Here is a 21,767-nt window from a genome sequence, read left to right as displayed (position 1 = left end):
GTCGGCGAGGAGTGTGATCATGGGGTGGCCTGACGACCCGGAGACGACCGCGGGGCTGGTACCCACCCCCCGCGGCACCGAGCACGAGAACGACATGGACGGCGAGACGGAGTTGCTGCTCGCCGCGCACGGCGGCGACGCGCAGGCCGCCCACCTGCTCGGCCGCCACTTCGCCCAGTGCGGTGACCGCTCGGCGGCGCGGCACTGGTGGGAGCGCGCGGCGGCCGCGGGAAACCTCGACAGCGCCTACAACCTGGGTATCTGGCACGAGAAACACGGCACCCCCGCGGAGGCCGCGAGGTGGTACGAGCTGGCGGCGAACGCCGGAGACGTCGAGGCGGCGGTGAACCTGGCGACCCTCCTGCTGGACCAGCACGGCGACGTCCCCGCCGCCCGGCGGTGGTTCGAGACGGCGGCCGGGGCGGGCTCCCGGGCGGCGGCCAGGCGGCTCGCGCTGCTCTGCGAGGACGGCGGCGAGGTGAAGGCCGCCGTGGAGTGGCATCGCAGGGCCGCGATGGACGGTGACCTCGCCTCGGCCCACGATCTCGGCTTCCTCGCCTACGCCGCCGGGGAGGAGGACGAGGCGCTGCGCTGGTGGGAGTCGGCCGCCCGGAACGGTCATGCCGACGCGGCCTACCATCTCGGGCTGTTCCTGCAGGCCAATCTCGATCCCGAGGGGGCGGAGGCGTTCTTCCGGCTGGCCGCCAGGCACGAGCACCCCGGCGCCGCGTCCCAGCTCGGCGGGATCGCGCTCTCCCTCGGTGACCTGCGCACCGCGCGTGCCTGGTTCGAGCGGGCGGCCTGCACCGGCAGGATCGACGACCAGCGAACGGCCGGGTTCGTGTGCGTGGAGATGAGCGACGCGCAGGGGGCCGGCCACTGGTTCAGCCGGGCCGCGGCGAGCGGCGACCCGGAGGCCGCCTTCAATTTCGGCCTGTTGCTCATCGCCGAGCACAGCGACCTGCAGGGCGGGCAGCACTGGTTCCGCCAGGCGGCACAGGCCGGGCACCACCGGGCCGCGGTCGAGCTGGCCGCGCTGCTGTCGGCCGCGGGTTTCTCCCGCGAGGCGGAACGGTGGCTGTCCGATCCGCCCTCTCCCCCGTGGGGCCGGACCACCGAGCCGGAGCTCGTCGCCCGCGCCGAGCTGGCCGCGGCCGCCGTCGCCCGGCGGGGCGGCGCCACCCTGAGGATCGCCGACCTGACCGAGATCCTCGGCACCTGGGATCTCGTCACCCGGCCGCTGCGCGACCACACCGACGTCACGACGTGGCTGGCCGAACGGAGCGGGCTGCCGTTGGGCGCGGTCGAGCACCTGGCCGCCGTACGGGCCGCGCTGTTGCGCCCCGGCGGCGCCCCCTGGCCGACGCCGGCGGAGATCGAACACGTCCTGGTCACCGCCCGCGCCCTGCGCCCGGGCCTGTCACCGTGACCGGCACCGACCGCGGTCTCACGAGCCGGTCCGGCCGGGCCTGTGGGTCCCGCACGTCCCGCACCCTGACCGCGCGGGACGTGCGGGGCCCGGCTCAGGCGGCGATGGCCTCGGAGACCGGCACGTACGGCAGTTCGAGGGCGATGGCGACCTGCTTGTTGGTGAGCCGTCCCGCGTGGGTGTTGAGACCCGGCGCGAGGGAGTCGTCCTGCTGGAGCGCTTCCTTCCAGCCCAGGCCGGCCAGCTTGACCGCGTAGGGCAGTGTGGCGTTGGTCAGCGCGTAGGTGGAGGTGTTGGCGACGGACCCCGGCATGTTGGCCACGCAGTAGAAGATCGAGTTGTGGACCTGGTAGGTCGGCTCGGCGTGCGTGGTCGGGCGGGAGTCCTCGAAGCAGCCGCCCTGGTCGATCGCGATGTCGACGAGCACGGAGCCCGGCTTCATGCGGGAGACCAGTTCGTTGGAGACGAGGGTCGGGGCCTTGGCTCCGGGGATCAGCACCGCGCCGATGACGAGGTCGGCCTCCAGGACCTCCTTCTCGATCGCGTACGAGGTCGAGACGAGGGTCTTGAGACGACCCTGGTAGATGGCGTCGATGAAGCGCAGGCGGTCGACGTTGAGGTCGAGGACGGTGACGTCGGCGCCCATGCCGACCGCGATCTGCGCGGCGTTGAGCCCGGAGACGCCCGCGCCGATGACGACGACCTTGGCGGGCGCCACTCCGGGCACGCCGCCGGGCAGCACGCCGCGCCCGCCGTTGAAGCGCATGAGGTTGTAGGCACCGACCTGCGGGGCGAGCCGGCCCGCGACCTCGGACATCGGGGCGAGCAGCGGCAGGGTGTTGCCGACCTGGACGGTCTCGTACGCGATGCCGGTGACCTCGCGCTCAAGGAGGGCCTCGGTGCACTCGCGGCCCGCCGCGAGGTGCAGGTAGGTGAAGAGCACCTGGCCGGGGCGCATGCGGTGGTACTCCTCCGCGATGGGCTCCTTCACCTTGAGGATCATCTCGGCCTGGTCCCACACCTCGTCGGCGGTGTCGAGGATCTTGGCACCGGCGAAGAGGTACTCCTCGTCGGTGAGGTGCGAGCCGAGGCCCGCGTCGCGCTGGATGTAGACGTCGTGGCCGTGACGGACAAGCTCGTGCACGCCCGCCGGGGTCGCGGCGACGCGGTACTCGTGGTTCTTGACCTCGGCAGGCACGCCGATCTTCATGGGATTTCCTTTCCTTGGTTCAACGGAGTGGCGCCGAGGTCTCTACGGGTGCGGCGCGGGTCACTCCGGCGGATCCGGCGCCCGGAAGGCGCGGACGTGCGCGCTCAGAGGCGGCTCCACGCCTCCGTCAGCACCGAGCGGAGGATGGACTCGATCTCGTCGAACTCCTTCGGCCCGCAGATGAGCGGCGGGGCGAGCTGGATGACGGGGTCGCCCCGGTCGTCGGCGCGGCAGTACAGGCCCGCCTCGTAGAGGGCGCCGGAGAGGAAGCCCCTGATGAGGCGCTCGGACTCCTCGGTGTTGAAGGTCTCCTTGGTCACCTTGTCCTTGACGAGCTCGATGCCCCAGAAGTAGCCGGAGCCGCGCACGTCGCCGACGATCGGCAGGTCGCGCAGACGCTCCAGGGTGGAGCGGAAGACCGGCTCGTTGCGGGTGACGTGGCCGAGCAGGTCCTCCCGCTCGAACAGGTCGAGGTTGGCCAGCGCGACGGCCGAGGACACCGGGTGGCCGCCGAAGGTGTAGCCGTGGGCGAACATCTCGGTGCCGTTCTTGAACGGCTCGAAGAGACGGTCGGAGGCGATCATGGCGCCGATCGGCGAGTAGCCGCTCGTCATGCCCTTGGCGCAGGTGATGATGTCGGGAACGTAGTCGAACTTCTGCCCGCCGAACATGGTGCCGAGGCGGCCGAAGGCACAGATGACCTCGTCCGAGACGAGCAGGACGTCGTACTCGTCGCAGATCTCGCGCAGGCGCTGGAAGTATCCGGGGGGCGGCGGGAAGCAGCCGCCCGCGTTCTGCACCGGCTCGACGAAGACGGCGGCCACGGTGTCGGGGCCCTCCATCTCGATGGCGCGGGCGACGCGCTCGGCGGCCCAGTAGCCGTACTGCTCGGGCGTCATGCCGGGCATGCCGGTGATCTCGTCGGCGCGGTAGTGGTTGGTGTTGGGCACCCTGACGGAACCCGGGACCAGCGGCTCGAACATCTGCTTGAAGGCCGGGATGCCGGTGATCGACAGGGCGCCCTGCGGGGTGCCGTGGTAGGCGATCTGGCGGCTGATGACCTTGTGCTTGAGCGGCCTACCGGTGATCTTGAAGTACTGCTTGGCGAGTTTCCACGCGGTCTCGACGGCCTCGCCGCCGCCGGTGGTGAAGAAGACGCGGTTGAGGTCGCCGGGGGTCTCCGCGGCGAGCCGCTGGGCCAGCTCGACGGCCTTGGGGTGCGCGTACGACCACAGCGGGAAGAACGCCAGCTCCTGGGCCTGCTTGGCGGCGGCCTCGGCCAGCTCGCTGCGGCCGTGCCCCGCCTGGACCACGAAGAGCCCCGCGAGGCCGTCGAGGTAGCGCTTGCCGTGCACGTCGTAGATGTAGGAGCCTTCGCCCCGCACGATCATCGGCACCTCGGCACCCTCGTACGAGCTGTGCCGGGTGAAGTGCATCCACAGGTTGTCCTGGGCGGCCTTCATGAGCGAGGTCACGTCGGTGTTTTCAGGGTGCGTCATCGCGATCTTCCCTCGTTGAGCTGGGCTTCCAACAGTCTGCCTGCCAGAACAGCGCTTGCCAAGTGAAAACGTGGCATTAAAGTGCGAGAACCTCGAAATCCGCAAAACCGCCGTGTAACAACGACGAAATCCGCGATCAGATGAGATGGCGGGCCGATCATTACCCAAACCCCGGTTCCACTTGGCGGAACCCTGATGTGCTGAAATCGTGCGCGAGAGCGGCCGTACTCACGGCTGTGATCCAATAGGACGCACCAGATATTGAGATGCGGGGGAAAGTCGTGACTCCTGACGAGATCGAGAACGCCGTCGCCACCGGCATGCCCCAGGCGGTGGCCGACCTCAAGCGGCTCGTCTCCATCCCCTCCGTGGCCTTTCCCGGCCACCCCGAGGAGCCCGTGCACGCGGCCGCCGCCGTGACCGAGGAACTGCTGCGCAGCACCGGCCTGCCGCACGTCCGGCAGATCCCCGTCGAGGGCAGTTTCCCCGCCGTCTACGCCGAGGCCCCCGCCCCGCCCGGCGCGCCGACCGTGCTCCTGTACGCGCACTACGACGTGCAGCCCACGGGCGACCTCGCACTCTGGCGCACCCCGCCCTTCGAGCCGACGGAGATCGACGGCGCGATCTACGGCCGTGGCGCGGCCGACGACAAGTCGGGCGTCATCTCCCACGTCGCGGCGCTCCGCGCCTTCCAGGGACGGTTCCCGGTCGGCGTCAAGGTCGTCGTCGAGGGCCAGGAGGAGTACGCGGGCGAGCGCCTGGAGGCCTTCGTCGCGCACAACCCCGAGCTGTTCCGCGCCGACGCGATCGTGGTCGCCGACACCGGCAACCCCCGCGTCGGCGACCCGGCGGTGACGACCTCGCTGCGCGGCACGGGCGCCTTCACCGTCGAGGTGCGCACCCTCAAGAAGTCGCTGCACAGCGGCTCGTTCGGCGGTGCCGCCCCCGACGCCCTCGCGGCGCTGATCCGGATGCTCGCCGCCCTGCACGACGACCACGGTGACATCCGCGTCCCCGGCCTGCCTCGCGGCAGCTTCCTCGGCTCTGGCCCGTCGGAAGAGGAGTTCCGCGTCACCGCGGGCGTGCTCGACGGCGTCTCCACGGTCGGCTCCGGCTCGCTCGCCGACCGCCTGTGGGCCTCGTACGCGATCACGGTCACCGGCCTGGACGTGCCGACGGTCTCCGGCGCGATCAACGCGGTGCAGGCCGTCGCGAGGGCCCGGGTGACCGTGCGGGTTCCCCCGGCCGGCGACCCGAAGACGACCGTCGAGGCCGTCGTCGACTTCCTGCGGCAGGTCGCCCCCTGGGGTGTCCAGGTGGAGGTCGGCGACTACACCATGGGCTCCGGCTACCTCGCCGACACCGGTGGCGCGGCCCGCTCCGCGCTGAACCGGGCCATGGAGCGCGCCTTCGGCCGTCCCCCGCGCGACGTCGGTGCCGGTGGCTCGATTCCGCTCGTCTCCACCCTCGTCAGGCAGTTCCCCGCCGCCACGATCCTGCTCTTCGGCGCCGAGGACGACGACGCGGCGATCCACGCCCCCAACGAGCGGGTGAACATCGAGGAACTGCGCCGCACCGCCACCGCCGAGGCGCTCTTCCTGCAGGAGTACGCCTCCATCGTGATCTGACAGGCTGTACGCCTCCGCGACGGTCCGACGACCGACATCCATCGGGCACTTCCGGTGATTACCGGGAGTGCCCTTGGCGTACGGGCCCCCTCCGATCGCCCTGTTTTTCCGGGGCTCGCGTCTCCGATCGCGGAGCGTTCCCTCCCCCGCCCGCTCCCGCGCCCGCGACGAACTCCGGTCGCGGAGAACTCTCGGGGCGGTTCGTTCGTCGGATAAGTACAGACATCCCCCCAGGAGGCAGGGTTGTACCAGCAACCGCAGCGACGGCGTAGGAACTTCGCCCCGTTCATCGTCGCGATCATTCTCGCCGGAGCTCTGATCGTCGCCCTGCGGATCTTCGTCGGCGGGAACGAACCCGGAGGAGCGGGGGCGTCAGGGGCGTCGGAGGCGCCGGGGACCGGCGAGAAGTCCAAGATGTGCGACGACGGCGTCACCCTCACCGTCGCCGCCTCGTCGGAGAAGGCCGAGCTGCTCAGGACGATCGCCTCCGACTACAACGGCAAGACCGTGCAGGGGCGCTGCGCCGACGTCGTCATCGAGACCAAGGCGAGCGGCGGCGCGATGCAGGCGCTGGCCAGGGGCTGGGACGAACGCCAGGACGGCCCCCGCCCCGACGTGTGGTCGCCCGCCAGCAGCGGCTGGATCACCCTGCTCCAGCAGCGCGCCGCGGGAAACGACTCCGCCTCCCTCGTCACCGCCGACAACCCGTCGATCGCCAAGACGCCGCTGGTCGTCGCGATGCCCATGCCGATGGCCCAGGCGCTGGGCTGGCCGGACAAGAAGCTCGGCTGGTCCGACGTGCTCGCCGTGTCGGCCGGATCGTGGGCGAAGTACGACCACCCCGAATGGGGGAGGTTCAAGCTCGGCAAGACCAACCCCAACTTCTCCACCAGCGGTCTGAACGCCACGATCGGCGCCTACTTCGCGGCGACGGGCCTGTCGGGCGACCTGTCGGAGAAGAACGTGGCCGACGCCAAGACCAGGGACTTCGTCCGAGACGTGGAACGTTCGATCGTGCACTACGGCGACACGACGCTGACGTTCCTGTCCAACCTGCAGCGGGCCGACGACGCGGGCGCGGGCCTGAGCTACATCTCCGCGGTCGCGGTGGAGGAGAAGTCGGTCTGGGACTACAACCAGGGCAACCCGACCGGTGACCCCGCGACGCTGGGCAAGCACGCCAAGCCCAAGGTGCCGCTGGCGGCGATCTATCCCAAGGAGGGCACGCTCTACTCCGACAACCCGTACGCGGTGCTGAGCGCCCCATGGGTCGACGACGCCAAGCGGGCGGTGGCGGCCGACTTCCTCGCGCACCTGCAGGCCCCTGAGCAGCAGGAACGGTTCGCCGAGTTCGCCTTCCGCTCCCACGAGGGCAAGCCGGGCAAGCTGATCACCCAGGCGAACGGGCTGCTGCCCGCCGAGCCGAAGACGACCCTCAGCCCGCCCGCGCCGAACGTGCTCGACAAGGTGCTCACCGGCTGGGCCGACCTGCGCAAGCCCGCGAACGTCCTCATGGTCATCGACGTCTCCGGCTCGATGGGCGCCACCGTGCCCGGAACCGGCAAGAGCAAGCTCGACCTGGCCAAGCAGGCCGCGATCAACTCGCTGCCCCAGTTCGCCGCGCACGACAAGGTCGGGCTGTGGATGTTCTCCACCAAGCGTGACGGCGACAGGGACCATCTGGAGCTGGCCCCGCTCTCCGCCGTCGACGACGCCCAGCGCGAGAAGCTGCGGGCCAGGCTTGAGGGCCTCACCCCCGACGGCGGCACCGGCCTGTACGACACCGCGCTCGCCGCCCACGAGCAGGTGCGCAAGCTGCGCGGCGGTGACGCGATCAACGCGGTGATCTTCCTGACCGACGGCAAGAACGAGGACCCCGACAGCCTCTCCCTGGAGAACCTGCTGCCCGACCTGCGTACGGAGGCCGGCCAGGAGACGGTGCGGATGTTCACCATCGCCTACGGCCAGGACGCCGACCTCGACGTGCTGAAGCAGATCTCCGAGGCGACCGCCGCCGCCGCGTACGACTCTCGCGAACCCGGAAGTATCGACCAGGTGTTCACCGCGGTGGTATCCAACTTCTGATGGCACGCTTCGTCGACGAACTCAAGGACCCATGGGGGCTGCTGCTGGGCGCGACCGCCGGCGGTGCCGCGTGGGCCGTCAGCGTGCACCCGATCGCCGCGGGGTTCGTCGGTGTCGTCGTCTGGCTGACCAAGGCCGGGATCTCGGCGTTGTCGGAGCGCGGGGACCGCGACCGGCCCGCCGTCACCCTCGGCAGCCAGGAGGAGTACTGGCTCGCACGGGCCGGATCCGCCGCGCACGGATTCGGCGAGCTGAGCGCCTCGCTGGAGCGCGGCCCGCTCGCCGAAAGGATCGCACTGATGCGTCCCCAGGTGGACGACTCGACGGCCACGCTGGAGCGGCTGGCCGAGCAGGCATCGCTCACCGGCACCGCGCTGGCCAGGTTCGACCTCGACATGCTCGAACACGAGCGGGCCAGGCTGGCGCGGGCCCGGCAGGAGGCGGGACCCGGCCTGGCCCAGGACCTCGACCGTGCCCTCGCCTCGCTGGACTCCCAGCGGGCCGTGGTCGAGCGGCTCTCCGCGACCCGGCAGCGGGTGCTCGCCCGGATGGAGTCGAGCGCGATCGGCATCGAAGGGCTCCTCGCCCGGCTGGTGGAACTGTCCGCGGTGTCGGCGAACGGACCGCTGGAGCCACTGCGGGTGCTGGACGAACTCGCCGACACCCTCGAAGGAGTCCGCCAGGGCCTCCACGAAACCGAACAGATCACGCGCGACGCGCTGGATCGATAAGGAGTCCCCCATGTTCAAGGTCATCCGTCGGGCCTGGCGCTACCTGGTCTTCGCCCTCTCCGGGCGGCTGGACGAGCTGTCCGACCCCCGGGTCCAGATCGAGCAGGCCATCGCGGAGGCCAAGGAGCAACACCGGCGGCTGAGCCAGCAGGCCGCGGCGGTCATCGGAAACGAGCGTGAGCTGGAGATGAGGCTCGCCCGTTCCGTGGAGGAGACCGAGCGGCTCCAGGCCAACGCCCGCCAGGCCCTCCTGCTCGCCGAGCAGAGCCGGGCCGCGGGCGACGAGAGCAAGGCCTCGTCGTACGAGGACTCGGCCCGCGCCTTCGCCTCGCGCCTGGTGGCGGCCGAGAGCGCGCAGCAGGAGTCGCGGCTGGCGCACGAGCGGGCCGCGGGAGCCTCGGCCCAGGCGCGGGCCGCGGTCGAGACCAACGCGATGGCCCTGCAGAAGAAGATCGCCGAGCGGATGCGACTGCTCTCCCAGCTCGACCAGGCCAAGGTGCAGGAGGAGCTCAACAGGGCGATGGCCGACCTGTCGGGCCTCACCCCGGCCGGCGACACCCCCACCATGGACGAGGTCCGCGACAAGATCGAGAAGCGCTACGCCCGCGCCCTGGGTGAGGCCGAGCTGACCTCGGGCTCCGTCGAGGCCCGCATGATCGAGGTCGAGCGCGCCGCCATCGACGCCGAGGGCGCCGCCCGCCTGGACGCCATCAGGAAGAGCCTGCACCCGGACGGGAAGCCCGAAGTCGAGAAGTAGGCGAGAGCGCGGTTCCCTGCGTCGGCCCCTTCGGCTCACTCGCCGACGGGGCGGGATTCGTTCAGCGGACGGGCAGGTCGTAGACGCGGCGGACGCTGGTGGGAGCGGCGCCGAGGTCGGCCCCGTAGACGTGAAGCGAGATGGCCGTCTCGTCGCCCGTGTTGTGGACGCGGTGGATGTCACCGGGCGGGGCGAAACCGCTCACCTCGCCGGTCTGGTTGGCGGTCCTGCCGATCTCGGTGAGGTGGTCGCCGTGGTCGCGGTAGAGGGTCTCGTACTCCACCCCCTGCAGCACGCCGAACACGCACCACGCGACGTGGTCATGAATCACGGTCTTCTGTCCGGGCCGCCAGACCACGGCCACGACCGAGAAGGCATCCTCGGTGTGCAGGGTGTGGCCGACGTAGTGGTCGGGGTCGCCGAGGCGCTCTTCCTCGGTGAGGATCTCGGGGGACGGCAGCCGTTCACGCAGCAGCGCCGCCACGGCGAAGGCCGTCGCCCGAGGGTCGGCGGACGGGTCGGCGAGTTCCCGGACCCCCGCGACCAACTCGGCCAGGCCCGGGCGGGTGAGCGTCAAGGTTGTCATGCCTCAAGGATGCTCCGGAGGGATCCATAACGTCTAATGCCCATCTTTCCCTTTATTCATAGATAAAGTTGATACATGCTCGATATCGTGCGACTTCGCGTCCTCGCCTCGGTGTCCCGGCACGGTTCGGTGACCGCGGCGGCGAGGGAGCTGCACTACTCCCAGCCGTCGGTGAGCCACCATCTCGCGAAGCTTGAGGCCGAGACCGGGGCCAAGCTGATCCAGCGGGCCGGCCGGGGCATCCGGCTGACCGAGGCGGGCCGCCTGCTCGCCGAACGGGCCATCGAGATCATCGGCCGTCTCGACTCCGCGTCCGCCGAGCTGTCGGCGCACGTGGGCCTGCGCGCCGGACGGGTCAGGCTGGCGGCCTTCCCCTCCGCCCTGGGAACCTTCGTGCCCGAGGCCGCCGCCGCCCTCGCCGGGACGCACCCCGGCCTGGAGCTACGGCTGACCGAGACCGAGCCTCCCGACGCGCTGCGCATGCTCAAGGCCGGATACGTGGACGTGGCGGTCATCTTCCGCTACGACGACACCGCCCCCGAGGCCGACGGGATCCGGCTGCTCCCCCTGCTGGACGATCCCAGCTACCTCATCACCTCCGGTCCGGTCGGCGAGCTGATCTCGTACCGCGACTCCCGGTGGATCGGCGGCTGCGACCGGTGCCGCAGTCACCTGCTGGAGCTGTGCGCCAGGGCGGGCTTCGAGCCGGAGATCGCCTTCACCACCGACGACGTCGTCGCCGTCCAGGCCCTCGTCGCCGCCGGGGTGGGGGTGAGCGCCCTGCCGGGACTCGCCCTGCACGCCCACCGGCATCCGAAGGTCACCACGACCGAGCTTCCCGGCTCGACCCGCCATGTCTACGCCGCCACCTACGGCGAGCCTCCCGACCCCCCGGCCACCACCGCCCTGCTCAGCGCCCTGACCTCGGTGACCTGCCCTTGACACGCCCGCGATCGGTCCCCGGCCGAACGCGCGGGCAGTCCGCCACGGGTCGCGGCGATCGTCGTGACCCGCGCGGGGCCGGCAGTGGCTACGCTCGAATGGTGTCCACAGCGATCATCACGGTGAGCGGTCTCAGCGTGGAGCTCGGCGGCAATCCCGTGCTCCGCGACATCGGCCTGACGGCGGCCCCCGGCGAGGTCATCGCCGTGATCGGCGCGAACGGCGCGGGAAAATCGACGCTGTTGCGCTGCCTGGCGGGGCTGCACCCCACGCCCTCCGGCGCGTTGCGCGTCCTGGGCGGCCCGCCGAGGGACGACGCCGGCTTCTGGCGTGACGTCGCCCTGGTCGGAGACGAACCGGCCTGGTATCCGGGTCTGACGGTGCGCGAGCACCTGGAGCTGACGTACGCCGTCCACGCTCCGGCCCGGCTGGAGGTCGAGGCGGCGCTGGAGTCGTTCGACCTCCGGGAGCGGGCCGACGCGTCGCCGCAGGCCCTCTCCACCGGTCAGCGGCAGCGGCTCTCGCTCGCGGCCGCCCTGCTCAGGCCGAGCAGGCTGCTGCTCCTGGACGAGCCGGAGCGTGGGCTCGACGAGATGTTCCGCGAGCGCCTGGCCACGATCCTCACGGACTACGCGGGCGCCGGCGGCACGGTGGTCATGGCGACCCACGACCACCGGCTCGCCGAGAACACCCGGGCCCGCCGGGTCGTGCTGGAGGCCGGACAGGCGACGAGCCGATCGTGAACGCGGAACACGACATGAACGCGGCGCCAGGTGCCAACACGGACCAAGGCGTACGCACGGTTGCGAACACGGCGCCGGGTGTGAGCGCGGGCCAGGGCGTGAGCACGGTCCGGAGCGTCCGCGCCTTCGTCGGAGCGCGCCGTGGCGCCCCCGCGAGCTGGCTGGACCGCTACGTGCGGCTGTTCGGACTCGCGATGCTGCTCATGGTGCTGGCCCAACCCTTCTCCTCCGCGCTCGCCTCGCTCTCCCGGCAGGTGGACCCGTGGCGAGCGGGAGCCGGCCTCGCCCTGGTCACGTTCGCCTACGCCGGCCTTCTCCTCGCCGCCCGCGCGATCGGTCCCGTCGCGCTGCCGTCCGCCGACGCCGCCTGGCTGCTGTTGTCCCCGCTGCACCGCCGTGGTGTGCTGGGCCGGACGGCGACGATTCTCCTGGTGGGGTCCGTCCTGGCCGGGGTCGCGCTCGGGGTGGGTGCGCTCGCCGTCCTCGGCGCGCCGGACCTGCTCGCGCTGCGACTGGCCACCGCCGTGATCCTGGGTGTCTCGGCGAGTGTGGGCGGCATGGCACTGACCGTACTCGCCCAGTCGTCACAGAGCTGGCAGCCGTGGCTGAACGCGGTCGTCGTCGTGACCGCCCTGCTGGCAGCGGCGGCGGCGCTGTCGGCGGCGAGCGGCCCGACGCGGCGCTTCGTGGCCGAGATCGCGAACGCGCCCGCCTCGCACGGCGCGTCGGTGGCCGCCCTCGCCGCCGTGGCGGCCGCCCTGCTCGGGTGGAGGGCGTGGTCGGCCCTGGCCGGGATTCCGGCGCGGACCGTGCTCTCCGCCTCCACCCGGGCGGGTCGCGTGAGCACCGCCGCCGTCGGCATGGATCCGTCGGCCCTGACCTGGATCGCCGAGGACAACCACTGGCGGGGACGCACCCTGCGCTCGCGCCCCTGGCCGCCGTTGCCCGCACCGCTCGCCCTGGCCTGGCAGGACTGGCGTCGCCTTGGACGGCGCCCGGGCCGCCTGGCCGCCCTGCTCGGGGGTGCGGCACTGCCCGCGCTGGCGGCGCTCGCGGCCGGTGAGGTCGGCGCGGTCGTGACGGGAGTCGTGTTCGCCGGGGCGCTGACCGCCGCGACGGCGGGCATCTCGGGCGCGCGCCGCGACGGCGACAATCCGGCTCTGGCCCGGCTCCTCGGGGTCGGCGCCCGCGCGGCTCTGGCCGCCAGATCGCTGTTGCCGACGCTGCTGGGCGGCGCCTGGCTGACCGTCGCCCTCGCCTTCATGTCCCTGACGGGCGCGCTCGGAACGGGCCCGTGGTGGCTCTTCGGACCGCTCGCGGCCCCCGCGCTGACCGCCGGAGGGTTGCGGATGGCCCGCCGGAACCCGATCGACCACTCCATGCCGGTCATCGAGACGCCGGGAGGGGCGATACCGACAGGCCCGCTCACCTGGGGTTTGACCGGCGTGGATCTCGCGGTGCTCGGGTGCCTCCCGCTGACGCTCGCCCTGGGTCTCCGGCCGTCCTCCCTCGCCGGTTTTCTCGCCGTCCAGGCTCTGGCCGGTACGGCCGTCCTGCTGGGCTATCTGCTCCGGGCGGCGTCCGTGCGGAGCTGACCGACGGTGAAAATGCGAGGCGCCGGGGAGACGACGCCTCTACGATCCGGTTATGCCGGATTTGTCCACACTCGCGCTCTTCGCCGCCGCGACCCTCGCCCTGCTGCTCGTACCGGGGCCCGCGGTCCTCTACATCGTGACCCGCAGCGTCGCCCAAGGCCGGTCCGCCGGGCTGATATCGGTGCTCGGCATCCACCTCGGCTCGCTGGTCCACGTGGCCGCCGCCGCCCTGGGCATCAGTGCCCTGCTCGCGGCCTCGTCGACCGGATTCATGATCGTCAAGTATCTCGGTGCCGCCTACCTGGTCTGGCTGGGCGTGCGCAAGCTCATGACCCGCTCGAACGGAGAGGACTCCTTCGAGCCGAGGATGGCGACGAGGTCCCGGATGTTCTGGGAGGGCTTCGTGGTCAACGTGCTCAACCCGAAGACCGCGATCTTCTTCCTCGCCTTCCTGCCGCAGTTCGCCGACCCGCAGGCCGGACCGATCGCCCCGCAGATCGTGCTGCTCGGCCTGATCTGGACGGTGCTCGGCATCGCGAGCGACGGCGCCTTCGCCCTGCTCTCCTCGGCCGTGGCGGGCCGCCTGCGCCGCTCGGCCCGCGCCCGCCGCCGCCTGGACGTCACCAGCGGCCTCGTCTACCTCGGCCTGGGAGCCGTCGCGGCCTTCGGCGGCGAGAGCACCGCGGCCAAGGCCTGAGCGGGGCAGACACCCCGCCTCGGCCTCCTCCGCCCTCCCTTTTCCGGCCCGCCGAGGAGCCTGGCGGGACATGAGTCCCGAACCCTCGGAAGGACCTCCCTGCCCGGCCCTCCGGAAATTCTTCCGGAGGGCCCGGTGCCCGTCAGGTGAAGCGGTAGGTGGTGGTGGACTCGAACCGCTCGCCGGGCCGCAGGACCACCGAGGGGAAGTCGGGCTGGTTGGGCGAGTCGGGGAAGTGCTGGGTCTCCAGGCACAGGCCCGCGTGCTTCGCGTACGCGGTGGCGACGCCGTCCAGGAAGTTGCCCGTGTAGAACTGCACGCCCGGCTCGGTGGTGGTGACCTCCATCGTGAGCCCTCCGGCGGGTTCGCGGACCTCCATGCCACCGCGCAGGACGTAGCAGTGGTCGTAGCCGTCCCCGAGCAGCGGGTCGGCGACCCGCTCGCCGATCTCGTGCGGCGAGGTGAAGTCGAACGGGGTCCCGGCGACCGGGGCGATCTCCCCGGTCGGGATCTGCGTGGCGTCGACCGGCAGGTAGTGGTCGGCGTCGATACGGACCACGTGCTTGAGGACGTCGCCGCCCCCGGCGAGGTTGAAGTAGGAGTGGTTGGTGAGGTTCAGCACGGTCGGCGCGTCGGTGGCCGCGCGATAGTCCATCCGGATCGCGTCGGCGGTCAGCGTGTAGGTGACCGCGACGGTGAGCGTGCCGGGATAGCCCTCCTCGCCGTCCGGGCTCACGTACTCCAGGGTCACCGCGGTGTCCGAGGCGTGGGTGATCCGCCAGACCCGGGTGTCGAAGCCGTGCGGCCCGCCGTGCAGGCTGTTGGGACCGTTGTTGATCGGCAGCTCGTGGTCGCGGCCGTCGAGGGTGAAGCGTCCGCCCGCGATGCGGTTGCCGTACCGGCCGACCACCGCGCCGAAGTAGCGGCTGCGCGTCAGGTAGTCGCCGAGGTTGTCGTAGCCGAGGACCACGTTGACGCCGGAGACCTCCAGCGACTGCAGGATCGCCCCGTAGCTGAGGATCGCGGCACGCATCGGCCCGTTCGACAGCACGTGCCGTTCGACTCGCTCGCCCGACGGGGTGGTTCCGAAGCTCATTTTCGTGCCTCTCCGGTGGATTCACGGACGACCAGGCTGGTGTCCAGGGTGGCCAGGGTGGGGGTGGCGCCGGCGTCGAACGACTGCAGCAGCAGGTCCACGGCCATCCGCCCGGCGGCGGCCGTGGGCATGGCCACGGTGGTCAGTTTGGGGCGGTTCAGCCGTCCGGGAACGATGTCGTCGACGCCGACCACGCTGACCTCGTCCGGGACGCGTACGCCGCGCTCGTACAGGCCCTCGATGAGGCCGATGGCCACCAGGTCGTTGTAGGCGAGCACGCCCGTCACCCCTGCGGCGATCACCTCGGCGGCGACGGCGAGGCCGCCCTGCTCGGTGGGCGCGTTCGGGCCGAGGATCACCAGCTCGACGCCGTCCATCGCGGTCGCGGCGGCGCGCATCTCACCGCTGGTCCACGAGCCGGTCGGCCCCAGAAGCAGGGCGATCCTGCGGTGGCCGAGCCGGGTCAGGTGCTCGATCGCGAGGCGGGCGCCCTGGCCGACGTCCATCAGGATCGTCGGCATGCCTCTCACCCTGCGGTTCACGACCACGAACGGCACGTCGGCGCGGAGGCGCTCTATGACCCGGTTGGACAGCCGGGGACTGCAGAGCAGAACCCCGTCGACCTGCTTGGCGAGCGTCTGGATCAGCTCCTCCTCGACCAGCGGGTCCTCGTCGGTGTCGGCCACGAACACGTGGTAGTCGCGGGCTCTGGCCTGCGCCTGGGCGGACTTGATCAGCGGCGGGAAGAACGGGTTGGAGATGTCGGCGACGATGAGGCCGATGTTGTGGGTCCTGCCGGTGGTGAGGGCCCGCGCGGCACGGTTGGGCCGGTAGCCGAGCTCCTCGGCGACGGCGAGCACGCGGTTGCGGGTCTCGGCGTTCACCAGGTGCGGCGCGGAGAAGGTGCGGGACACCGTCGAGACGTGCACCCCCGACGCCCGTGCCACATCCCTGATCGTCGCTGCCACCGTGCTCCTTCGCCCTGGCCCACCATGGGGCCTTGAAGCACATTAGTGCAAGCGGTTGCGCGACTGTCAACGTCGAGATCGGACGGTCCGCCAAACGATACGGGAGCGATCGCGTCGCCCTGGCGATCGGAAATATCGAAAAACGCGCAGATGGGAAGCGCCTTACTAAATTGGGCCCTTGACGTTAATCGCAGATGTCATCAATGTTTCTTGCAACCGGTTGCAGGATGCCGGGGCCCGGGACCGCGATGGGAGATGGCGCAATGGAACCGGTTCGCGTGGTGCTCGCCGGAGCGCACGGGCACGGCTGGTGGCATCTGTCGAACGTGCGGCGGCTGACCGAGGCCGGGCTGGTGAGGCTCGCGGGGGTATGCGACGTGCGGCCCGTCGACGACCTGCCCGAGAGCGCGGAGTTCTCCGATGACCTGGTCGAGCTGATCGGGCGTACCGGTGCCGACGTGACGATCCTGTGCACCCCCATCCACACCCACGCCGAGCTGGCGGAGAAGGCGCTGCGCGCCGGGTCGCACGTGCTGCTGGAGAAGCCGCCCGCCGCCACGTACGCCGACTACCTGCGGATCGTCGCGGTGGCCGGGGAGACCGGGCTCGCCTGCCAGGTGGGATTCCAGAGCCTGGGCTCCGAGGCGATCCCCGCGATCCGGCGAATGGTCGCCGAGGGGACGATCGGCCGGGTCACCGGGATCGGCGCGGCGGGCGCGTGGGAGCGTCCCTACTCCTACTACGACCGGGTGCCGTGGGCGGGAAGGCGCGAGGCCGGCGGCGTTCCCACGGGCGACGGCGTCCTCACCAACCCGCTCGCGCACGCGACCGCGACCGCGCTCGCCGTCTCCGGCGCGGCGGTGGAGAACGTCGAGGTCGAGCTCTACCGGGCCAACGCGATCGAGGCGGACGACACCTCGTGCGTACGGGTGCGGATGGACGACGGGACGACGGTGACGGTCGCGGCCTCGCTGTGCGCGGACCGGCGGCATGAGCCGTACCTCATCGTGCACGGCGAGAGGGGGCGGATCCGGCTGACCTACACCGAGGACCGGGTCGAGTTCGAGGGGACCTCGGTCGTCCACCCCAGGACCGACCTGCTGGAGAACCTCGTCGCGCACCTCCGCGACGGCGCCGAGCTGCTCGTACCCCTGGAGAGGACCGCGGGTTTCATGCGCGTCCTGGAGGCGGTACGGCTCGCGCCGGAACCGCTCGCCATACCGGACGTGTTCCAGGAGGTCGGCGACGAGCGCCGGGTACTGCCCAGGATCGCCGAGGTGACGGCGGCGAGCGCGGAACGGCTCGCGCTCTACTCGGAACTGCGGGTGCCCTGGAGCGGGCGTACCCACCCCTGACCTGGGTGCGCCCGCTCCAGTACCAGAAAGACCACCGGGGCCGCACCAGCCTCCCCCCCTGACCAGTGAAGGAATCACCGTGAAACGAGCCGTCGCGCTCACCGCCTTGCTATCCCTGGCGGTCCTCTCCGCCCCGGCCGCGTCCGCCGCCACCCTGAGAACCGACGCACGGGAGTGAAGGCCCGCGCGAGAGTGCCCGCTAGGGCGCGACCGTGCCCTGACCTTCCTGGTCGCGCCACTCGGCCCACCAGGTGTAAGACACCAGGACGGCGCGTGGCTCCCCGTGCCGCTCCACGATGGTGGGTTCGCCGGTGAAGGGGGCGACGCCGATCCGGTGCCCCAGGTTGTCGCAGAGTTGTCGAACACTCATACGCTCCGTCATGGAACCATCGGTGCCGTGCAGCTTCGTTACCGGTACCGGCTCTATCCGGACGCCGCTCAGCATCAGGCGCCGGCGCGGGCGTTCGGGTGCGCGGGTGGTGTTCAACGACGGGCTGCGCGCCCGCCAGGATGCCCACCGGGCGGGCTTGGCCTACCTGTGTGACGGGGAGTTGTCCCGGCGGCTGAGCGCCGCGAAGGCGACGCCGGAGCGCGCCTGGCTGGGCGAGGTGTCGGCGGTGGTGTTGCAGCAGGCTTTGGCCGACCTGAACACCGCCTACCGCAACTTCTTCGCCTCCATCACCGGCAAGCGTCAGGGGCCGAAGGTCGGCTTGCCCCGGTTTCGGTCGCGTAAGGACAGCCGCCAGGCGATCCGCTTCACCCGCAACGCCCGGTTTACGGTCACGGCGGGTGGGAGGTTGCGCCTGCCGAAGATCGGCGAGGTGGTGGTGCGCTGGTCACGGACCTTGCCGTCGGAGCCGTCGTCGGTGACGGTGATCAAAGACGCGGCGGGCAGATTTTTCGCCTCGTTCGCGGTCGAGACCACCGAGGAGCCGCTGCCCGAGGTCACCGCCGAGATCGGCGTCGACCTGGGCCTCACCCACTTCGCGGTGCTGTCCGACGGCCGGAAGATCGACAACCTTCGATTCCTGCGCCGAGCGGCCAAAAAGCTCCGCAAGGCGCAGAAAGCCCTCAGCCGTAAGGCGGAGGGGTCGAACAACCGCACCAAGGCCGTCGTCAAGGTCGCCCGCGCTCACGCCCGGGTGACCGATACGCGCCGGGACTTCGCCCACAAGCTCTCCACCCAGTTGATCGGTGACAGCCAAGCCGTCTACGTGGAGGACCTGTCGGTCAGGGCCTGGCCCGCACCCGGCTGGCCAAGAGCGTCCATGACGCGGGCTGGTCGGCCTTCGTCGGGATGCTGGAGTACAGGGCGAAACGCTACGGCCGCACCTTCGCCAAGATCAACCGGTGGTTCCCCTCCTCCAAGATGTGCTCGCAGTGCGGGGCCGTCGCCACCACCATGCACGCGGGGATCGGCGAGATCGGCTGAGAACGCGTCGGCCCGGCACCGCGGACCCGGACGGCCCGTCGTTCACGAGCCGTCCGTTCCTCGGGTTCTCCCCTCGGGCCGGTAGAGCCGGCCTCGCCGAAGAGGCATCGGCGAGGCCGGTGGGGGGCACGCCGCAACAAGGCGCCTCTCCGGCGGGTCCAGGAACCGCCGGGAGGCGTCAGGCGTGCCCCTCCACGAGGACTCCGTCGACCCGGCGGGGGATGCCGAGGGGGTTGTCGTCACGCAGCTCCGGCGGCAGGAGCTCGGCCGGCCAGTCCTGGTAGGCGGTGGGCACCAGCCACCTGCGGATCGCGGCGGCACCGACCGAGGTGTGGGCCGCGGCCGTGCTCGCGGGCCAGGGACCGCCGTGGTGCATCGCCCAGCGGACCGCCACACCGGTCGGCCAGCCGTTCCAGATCAGCCGTCCCGCCTTCCTGAGCAGCACCTCGGCACTCTCGCGCGCCTCGGCGGGGTCGGTCGCGTGGACCGTGGCGGTGAGCGAGCCGTCCAGCCTCTCCAGTACGGGAGGCAGGTCGGCGGCGTCGGCGTAGACGACCACGACGGCGGCCGGGCCGAAGCACTCCTCCACGAGCTCCGGCAGGTCGGCGGCGAACGTCGCCAGGTCGGTGACGAACACCTGCGGGGTCACCGCGAACGCCCCCTCGCCGGGCCTTCCCTCGGCGAGCGGGGTGAGCCTGCCGAGCCTGGCCAGCCCGTGCTGGAAACCACCCCGCATCCGCTCGGTGAGCATCGGCCCGCCCACGGTCTCGGAGACCGCCTTGGAGATGGACGCCAGAAGGTCCGCGTCGTCGGGGACGAACACCAGTCCGGGGTTGGTGCAGAACTGCCCGGTGCCGAGGGTGAGCGAGGCGGCGAACCCCTGGGCGAGGCCGTCGCGGGCGGCCGAGGGCAGCACGACGACGGGGTTGACGCTGCCCAGCTCGCCGTAGAACGGGATGGGGTCGGGCCGCTCGGCGATGAGCGCCTGGATCGCCTTGCCCCCGGGAATGGAGCCGGTGAACCCGACGGCCGCGACGGACGGGTGCCTCGCGAGCCGCTTACCCGCGTCGAGTCCGCGGACCAGGCCGAGCAGTGCCGGGTCGGGCAGGGCGCCCCGGATGATCTGCCACGACAGCTCCGACGTGCCGGGATGCCCGTCGTGGGCCTTGACCACCACCGGGCATCCCGCCGCCAACGCGGAGGCCGTGTCGCCGCCCGCGACCGAGAAGGCGAAGGGGAAGTTGCTCGCCGCGAAGACCCCGGCCACACCGGGCAGGGGGTGGTTCATCCGCCGCAGGTCGGGGACCGGCGGCTGGGCCGTCGCGTGGTCGATCACCGCCTCCACGTGCCCGCCGTCCCGCAGCACCTGGGCGAAGAGCCGGAACTGCCCGGCGGCCCGCGCCACCTCCCCGCGCAGCCTGGTCTCCCCGAGCGCGGTCTCCGCGTCGGCGGCCCGCCAGAGCTCCTCGACGTTCGCCTCCAGCGCCGCCGCGACCGCCTCCAGCGTCGCCGCCCGGTCCGCGGAACGCCAGGCGGCCCCGGCCGCGAGAGCCGCACCGACGATCGCGTCCACCTCGTCGTCCGAGGTCAGCGGGAAGGGATCACCGAAGGACTCGCCGGTCCTGGGGTCGATTGAGTGGATCACCACGAAAGCCTTTCCTCAACGGAGCCTGCCACGCCAGGCTACCCGCCAACGGTAAGCGCTTTCCCTCCCATCGGCCAACCCGGCACGACTCCGCTTGACGATAAGCGGCCACCTGCCCCGACCTGCGGCGGCGTTCGGCCACGAGCACTTCTACCGGCATTGCGGGTGGTAGCGGACGGCAATGTGACGATGGATTTTTCCAGCCGGTATCGCGACCCCGGCTCAGGCAGCGGGAGCCCGTGGCGTCAGACGGACCTCGACCGCCGCGTCCAGGGCGCGAGCCAGGCGCTCCAGAACCGGCAACGTGGGAATGGTCCCGCCCGCCTCGAACCGCGCCACCGCCGACCGGGTCATGCCCGCCGCACGAGCCAGGTCGTTCTGGCTCCAGCCTCGCCCCTCGCGCATCGCCCGAACCGTTCTGCCCAGTTCGTAGGCGAGACGCGTGGCCTCATATGCCTCGACCGCACCCGGCTCGGTCATCCGACGGCCCCTGAGCTCTTGCCGGCTTTCCCGCTCGCTCACGCTGTCTCTTCCTCCTCGTCGACGGGTGACAGATGCCTTGTCACAGCGTGTCACCCATCGAATCACGGGAGCACGGCCTCCCAGCGGGCGATCAGGGTCTTGCCTCCGGCGACCACCGTCACGTTCTCGCCCGCCTTGCCCAGGGCGGTGCGCAGCGCTTTCGCCTCGTCTCCCCGGTAGGTCTCGGTGCCGAAATTGCCGCCGGACGCGGCCTCGATCGGTGTGGTGATCCCCTCGGGCCAGGTCGCCCGCCGAACGGGCCTGGTGCTCGGGTCCTCGTACATCGTCACCGTGACCGGCGCGGTGGAATCGGGCGTGCCGGTGGCGCGGATCCGGGCGGTCAGCTTCGAGAGGCGCTCGGTCGCGGCGACGACCGGGGCGTCCTCCGTCGTCGGCGTCCCCTCCAGCCGGGTCTCGTGGGTCCTCCCGCCGGAGTCCACCACGGTGACGACGGCGAAGGGCTGGTCGGTGGCCCCTCCCGTACGGTCGAGCGTGCCCTCTTTCCCGGCCAGGGATTCGACCAGCCCGGCTCGCAGGTCGCGCAGCTCGGCCACAGGGAGCGGGACGACGACGAGTTCCGAGTCGCGCAGCGAGACGGCCCGCCCGTCGGCGGTGACGCTCATACTGTCGCCGCCCTCGCAGGTCATCCCGCCGCAGCTGACGTACCTGACGACGACGTCACCCGGCCGCACCCCGGTCGGCGCGGTGGTCTCGACGGCGGTGGTGGTGGCCCCCGAGCAACCGACCACGAGGAGGAGAGGGACGACGGTCCGCAGAAAACGCATCACTTCCCGGAAACGGATCGGGTGTCCGGGCGGTTCACGCCTCACCGGACCGCGTGCCCTCC

General features: G+C 71.4%; 19 protein-coding genes and 1 pseudogene. 11 read left to right on the top strand and 9 right to left on the bottom strand.

The annotated features are described in order from the left end of the window. Positions 1-19: 19 nt before the first annotated feature. Complete coding sequence (locus tag ACIBH4_RS18115; protein WP_362504278.1) at positions 20-1,429, top strand: tetratricopeptide repeat protein; 1,410 nt, start codon at positions 20-22, stop codon at positions 1,427-1,429. 94 nt (positions 1,430-1,523) lie between these two features. Here the strand turns inward: ACIBH4_RS18115 and ald are convergent, their stop codons facing one another. After that, positions 1,524-2,639, bottom strand: a complete 1,116-nt coding sequence (ald, locus tag ACIBH4_RS18110) for an alanine dehydrogenase (protein WP_362504274.1) — start codon at positions 2,637-2,639, stop codon at positions 1,524-1,526. 104 nt (positions 2,640-2,743) lie between these two features. Further along, positions 2,744-4,138, bottom strand: a complete 1,395-nt coding sequence (locus tag ACIBH4_RS18105) for an aspartate aminotransferase family protein (protein WP_362504271.1) — start codon at positions 4,136-4,138, stop codon at positions 2,744-2,746. A 281-nt stretch (positions 4,139-4,419) separates the two neighbouring features. Between ACIBH4_RS18105 and ACIBH4_RS18100 the strand changes: the two genes are divergently transcribed. The 4 genes from ACIBH4_RS18100 to ACIBH4_RS18085 all read left to right on the top strand — a co-directional run bounded on the left by ACIBH4_RS18100 (position 4,420) and on the right by ACIBH4_RS18085 (position 9,339). Next, positions 4,420-5,766, top strand: a complete 1,347-nt coding sequence (locus ACIBH4_RS18100) for a M20/M25/M40 family metallo-hydrolase (RefSeq protein ID WP_362504268.1) — start codon at positions 4,420-4,422, stop codon at positions 5,764-5,766. Between the two features lie 243 nt (positions 5,767-6,009). Further along, positions 6,010-7,851: a substrate-binding and VWA domain-containing protein gene (locus ACIBH4_RS18095; RefSeq protein ID WP_362765866.1), complete on the top strand. Its 1,842-nt coding sequence runs from the start codon at positions 6,010-6,012 to the stop codon at positions 7,849-7,851. Continuing rightward, the gene (locus ACIBH4_RS18090) at positions 7,851-8,582 is read left to right on the top strand and encodes a hypothetical protein (protein ID WP_362504262.1); all 732 of its coding nucleotides are present in this window, start codon (positions 7,851-7,853) and stop codon (positions 8,580-8,582) included. Before ACIBH4_RS18095 ends, ACIBH4_RS18090 begins: the two co-directional genes overlap by 1 nt. A gap of 10 nt (positions 8,583-8,592) precedes the next feature. Then, positions 8,593-9,339: a PspA/IM30 family protein gene (locus ACIBH4_RS18085; RefSeq protein ID WP_362504259.1), complete on the top strand. Its 747-nt coding sequence runs from the start codon at positions 8,593-8,595 to the stop codon at positions 9,337-9,339. A gap of 61 nt (positions 9,340-9,400) precedes the next feature. Here ACIBH4_RS18085 and ACIBH4_RS18080 read toward each other — a convergent pair whose 3' ends face one another. Continuing rightward, positions 9,401-9,925: a cysteine dioxygenase family protein gene (locus ACIBH4_RS18080; protein WP_362504256.1), complete on the bottom strand. Its 525-nt coding sequence runs from the start codon at positions 9,923-9,925 to the stop codon at positions 9,401-9,403. A 75-nt stretch (positions 9,926-10,000) separates the two neighbouring features. Here ACIBH4_RS18080 and ACIBH4_RS18075 point away from each other — a divergent pair, with 75 nt between their 5' ends. The 4 genes from ACIBH4_RS18075 (at position 10,001) to ACIBH4_RS18060 (ending at position 13,902) form a co-directional block, all read left to right on the top strand. Then, positions 10,001-10,867 carry a LysR family transcriptional regulator gene (locus ACIBH4_RS18075; protein WP_362765863.1) on the top strand — a complete coding sequence of 289 codons (867 nt, stop codon included), beginning with the start codon at positions 10,001-10,003 and terminating at the stop codon, positions 10,865-10,867. A gap of 101 nt (positions 10,868-10,968) precedes the next feature. Continuing rightward, positions 10,969-11,610, top strand: coding sequence for a heme ABC exporter ATP-binding protein CcmA (gene ccmA / locus ACIBH4_RS18070; RefSeq protein ID WP_362504250.1), 642 nt, complete (start codon positions 10,969-10,971; stop codon positions 11,608-11,610). A gap of 80 nt (positions 11,611-11,690) precedes the next feature. Next, positions 11,691-13,205 carry a DUF6297 family protein gene (locus ACIBH4_RS18065; RefSeq protein ID WP_362765860.1) on the top strand — a complete coding sequence of 505 codons (1,515 nt, stop codon included), beginning with the start codon at positions 11,691-11,693 and terminating at the stop codon, positions 13,203-13,205. Between the two features lie 52 nt (positions 13,206-13,257). Beyond that, on the top strand, positions 13,258-13,902 hold the full coding sequence (locus ACIBH4_RS18060; RefSeq protein ID WP_362765857.1) for a LysE family translocator: 645 nt from the start codon (positions 13,258-13,260) through the stop codon (positions 13,900-13,902). A gap of 142 nt (positions 13,903-14,044) precedes the next feature. Here the strand turns inward: ACIBH4_RS18060 and ACIBH4_RS18055 are convergent, their stop codons facing one another. Together ACIBH4_RS18055 and ACIBH4_RS18050 are read right to left on the bottom strand one after the other, a co-directional pair. Beyond that, positions 14,045-14,998: an aldose epimerase family protein gene (locus ACIBH4_RS18055; RefSeq protein ID WP_362765854.1), complete on the bottom strand. Its 954-nt coding sequence runs from the start codon at positions 14,996-14,998 to the stop codon at positions 14,045-14,047. Next, entirely contained in the window at positions 14,995-15,966 is a 972-nt protein-coding gene (locus ACIBH4_RS18050) for a LacI family DNA-binding transcriptional regulator (protein WP_362504238.1), read from the bottom strand. The genes ACIBH4_RS18055 and ACIBH4_RS18050 overlap by 4 nt, the downstream gene beginning before the upstream one ends. A gap of 263 nt (positions 15,967-16,229) precedes the next feature. On the opposite strand from ACIBH4_RS18050, the gene ACIBH4_RS18045 reads away from it, so the two are divergent. Beyond that, the gene (locus ACIBH4_RS18045; RefSeq protein ID WP_362765851.1) at positions 16,230-17,321 is read left to right on the top strand and encodes a Gfo/Idh/MocA family oxidoreductase; all 1,092 of its coding nucleotides are present in this window, start codon (positions 16,230-16,232) and stop codon (positions 17,319-17,321) included. A 199-nt stretch (positions 17,322-17,520) separates the two neighbouring features. On the opposite strand, the gene ACIBH4_RS18040 is transcribed toward ACIBH4_RS18045, so the two are convergent. Beyond that, the gene (locus tag ACIBH4_RS18040; protein ID WP_362504232.1) at positions 17,521-17,691 is read right to left on the bottom strand and encodes a hypothetical protein; all 171 of its coding nucleotides are present in this window, start codon (positions 17,689-17,691) and stop codon (positions 17,521-17,523) included. 27 nt (positions 17,692-17,718) lie between these two features. On the opposite strand from ACIBH4_RS18040, the pseudogene ACIBH4_RS18035 reads away from it, so the two are divergent. Beyond that, positions 17,719-18,714: pseudogene (locus ACIBH4_RS18035) on the top strand (RNA-guided endonuclease InsQ/TnpB family protein); the annotation flags it as partial. 217 nt (positions 18,715-18,931) lie between these two features. Here the strand turns inward: ACIBH4_RS18035 and ACIBH4_RS18030 are convergent. From ACIBH4_RS18030 to ACIBH4_RS18020, 3 genes are all read right to left on the bottom strand, one after another. Then, on the bottom strand, positions 18,932-20,401 hold the full coding sequence (locus ACIBH4_RS18030) for an aldehyde dehydrogenase family protein (RefSeq protein ID WP_362765848.1): 1,470 nt from the start codon (positions 20,399-20,401) through the stop codon (positions 18,932-18,934). Positions 20,402-20,620: 219 nt separating this feature from the next. Then, entirely contained in the window at positions 20,621-20,920 is a 300-nt protein-coding gene (locus tag ACIBH4_RS18025) for a helix-turn-helix transcriptional regulator (RefSeq protein ID WP_362765845.1), read from the bottom strand. Between the two features lie 62 nt (positions 20,921-20,982). Next, positions 20,983-21,705: a hypothetical protein gene (locus tag ACIBH4_RS18020; RefSeq protein ID WP_362765842.1), complete on the bottom strand. Its 723-nt coding sequence runs from the start codon at positions 21,703-21,705 to the stop codon at positions 20,983-20,985. Positions 21,706-21,767 lie beyond the last annotated feature (62 nt).

Source organism: Streptosporangium sp. NPDC050284, assembly GCF_044459525.1.
In the GTDB taxonomy this organism is placed as follows: Bacteria; Actinomycetota; Actinomycetes; order Streptosporangiales; family Streptosporangiaceae; genus Streptosporangium.
This window is presented reverse-complemented; position numbering and strand designations above follow the sequence as displayed.

Coding starts and splice junctions, on each gene's coding strand:
- ACIBH4_RS18115 (WP_362504278.1), top strand. CDS start 20: ATGGGGTGGCCTGACGACCCGGAGACGACCGCGGGGCTGGTACCCACC.
- ald (WP_362504274.1), bottom strand. CDS start 2,639: ATGAAGATCGGCGTGCCTGCCGAGGTCAAGAACCACGAGTACCGCGTC.
- ACIBH4_RS18105 (WP_362504271.1), bottom strand. CDS start 4,138: ATGACGCACCCTGAAAACACCGACGTGACCTCGCTCATGAAGGCCGCC.
- ACIBH4_RS18090 (WP_362504262.1), top strand. CDS start 7,851: ATGGCACGCTTCGTCGACGAACTCAAGGACCCATGGGGGCTGCTGCTG.
- ACIBH4_RS18085 (WP_362504259.1), top strand. CDS start 8,593: ATGTTCAAGGTCATCCGTCGGGCCTGGCGCTACCTGGTCTTCGCCCTC.
- ACIBH4_RS18080 (WP_362504256.1), bottom strand. CDS start 9,925: ATGACAACCTTGACGCTCACCCGCCCGGGCCTGGCCGAGTTGGTCGCG.
- ACIBH4_RS18075 (WP_362765863.1), top strand. CDS start 10,001: ATGCTCGATATCGTGCGACTTCGCGTCCTCGCCTCGGTGTCCCGGCAC.
- ACIBH4_RS18060 (WP_362765857.1), top strand. CDS start 13,258: ATGCCGGATTTGTCCACACTCGCGCTCTTCGCCGCCGCGACCCTCGCC.
- ACIBH4_RS18055 (WP_362765854.1), bottom strand. CDS start 14,998: ATGAGCTTCGGAACCACCCCGTCGGGCGAGCGAGTCGAACGGCACGTG.
- ACIBH4_RS18045 (WP_362765851.1), top strand. CDS start 16,230: ATGGAACCGGTTCGCGTGGTGCTCGCCGGAGCGCACGGGCACGGCTGG.
- ACIBH4_RS18040 (WP_362504232.1), bottom strand. CDS start 17,691: ATGAGTGTTCGACAACTCTGCGACAACCTGGGGCACCGGATCGGCGTC.
- ACIBH4_RS18020 (WP_362765842.1), bottom strand. CDS start 21,705: ATGCGTTTTCTGCGGACCGTCGTCCCTCTCCTCCTCGTGGTCGGTTGC.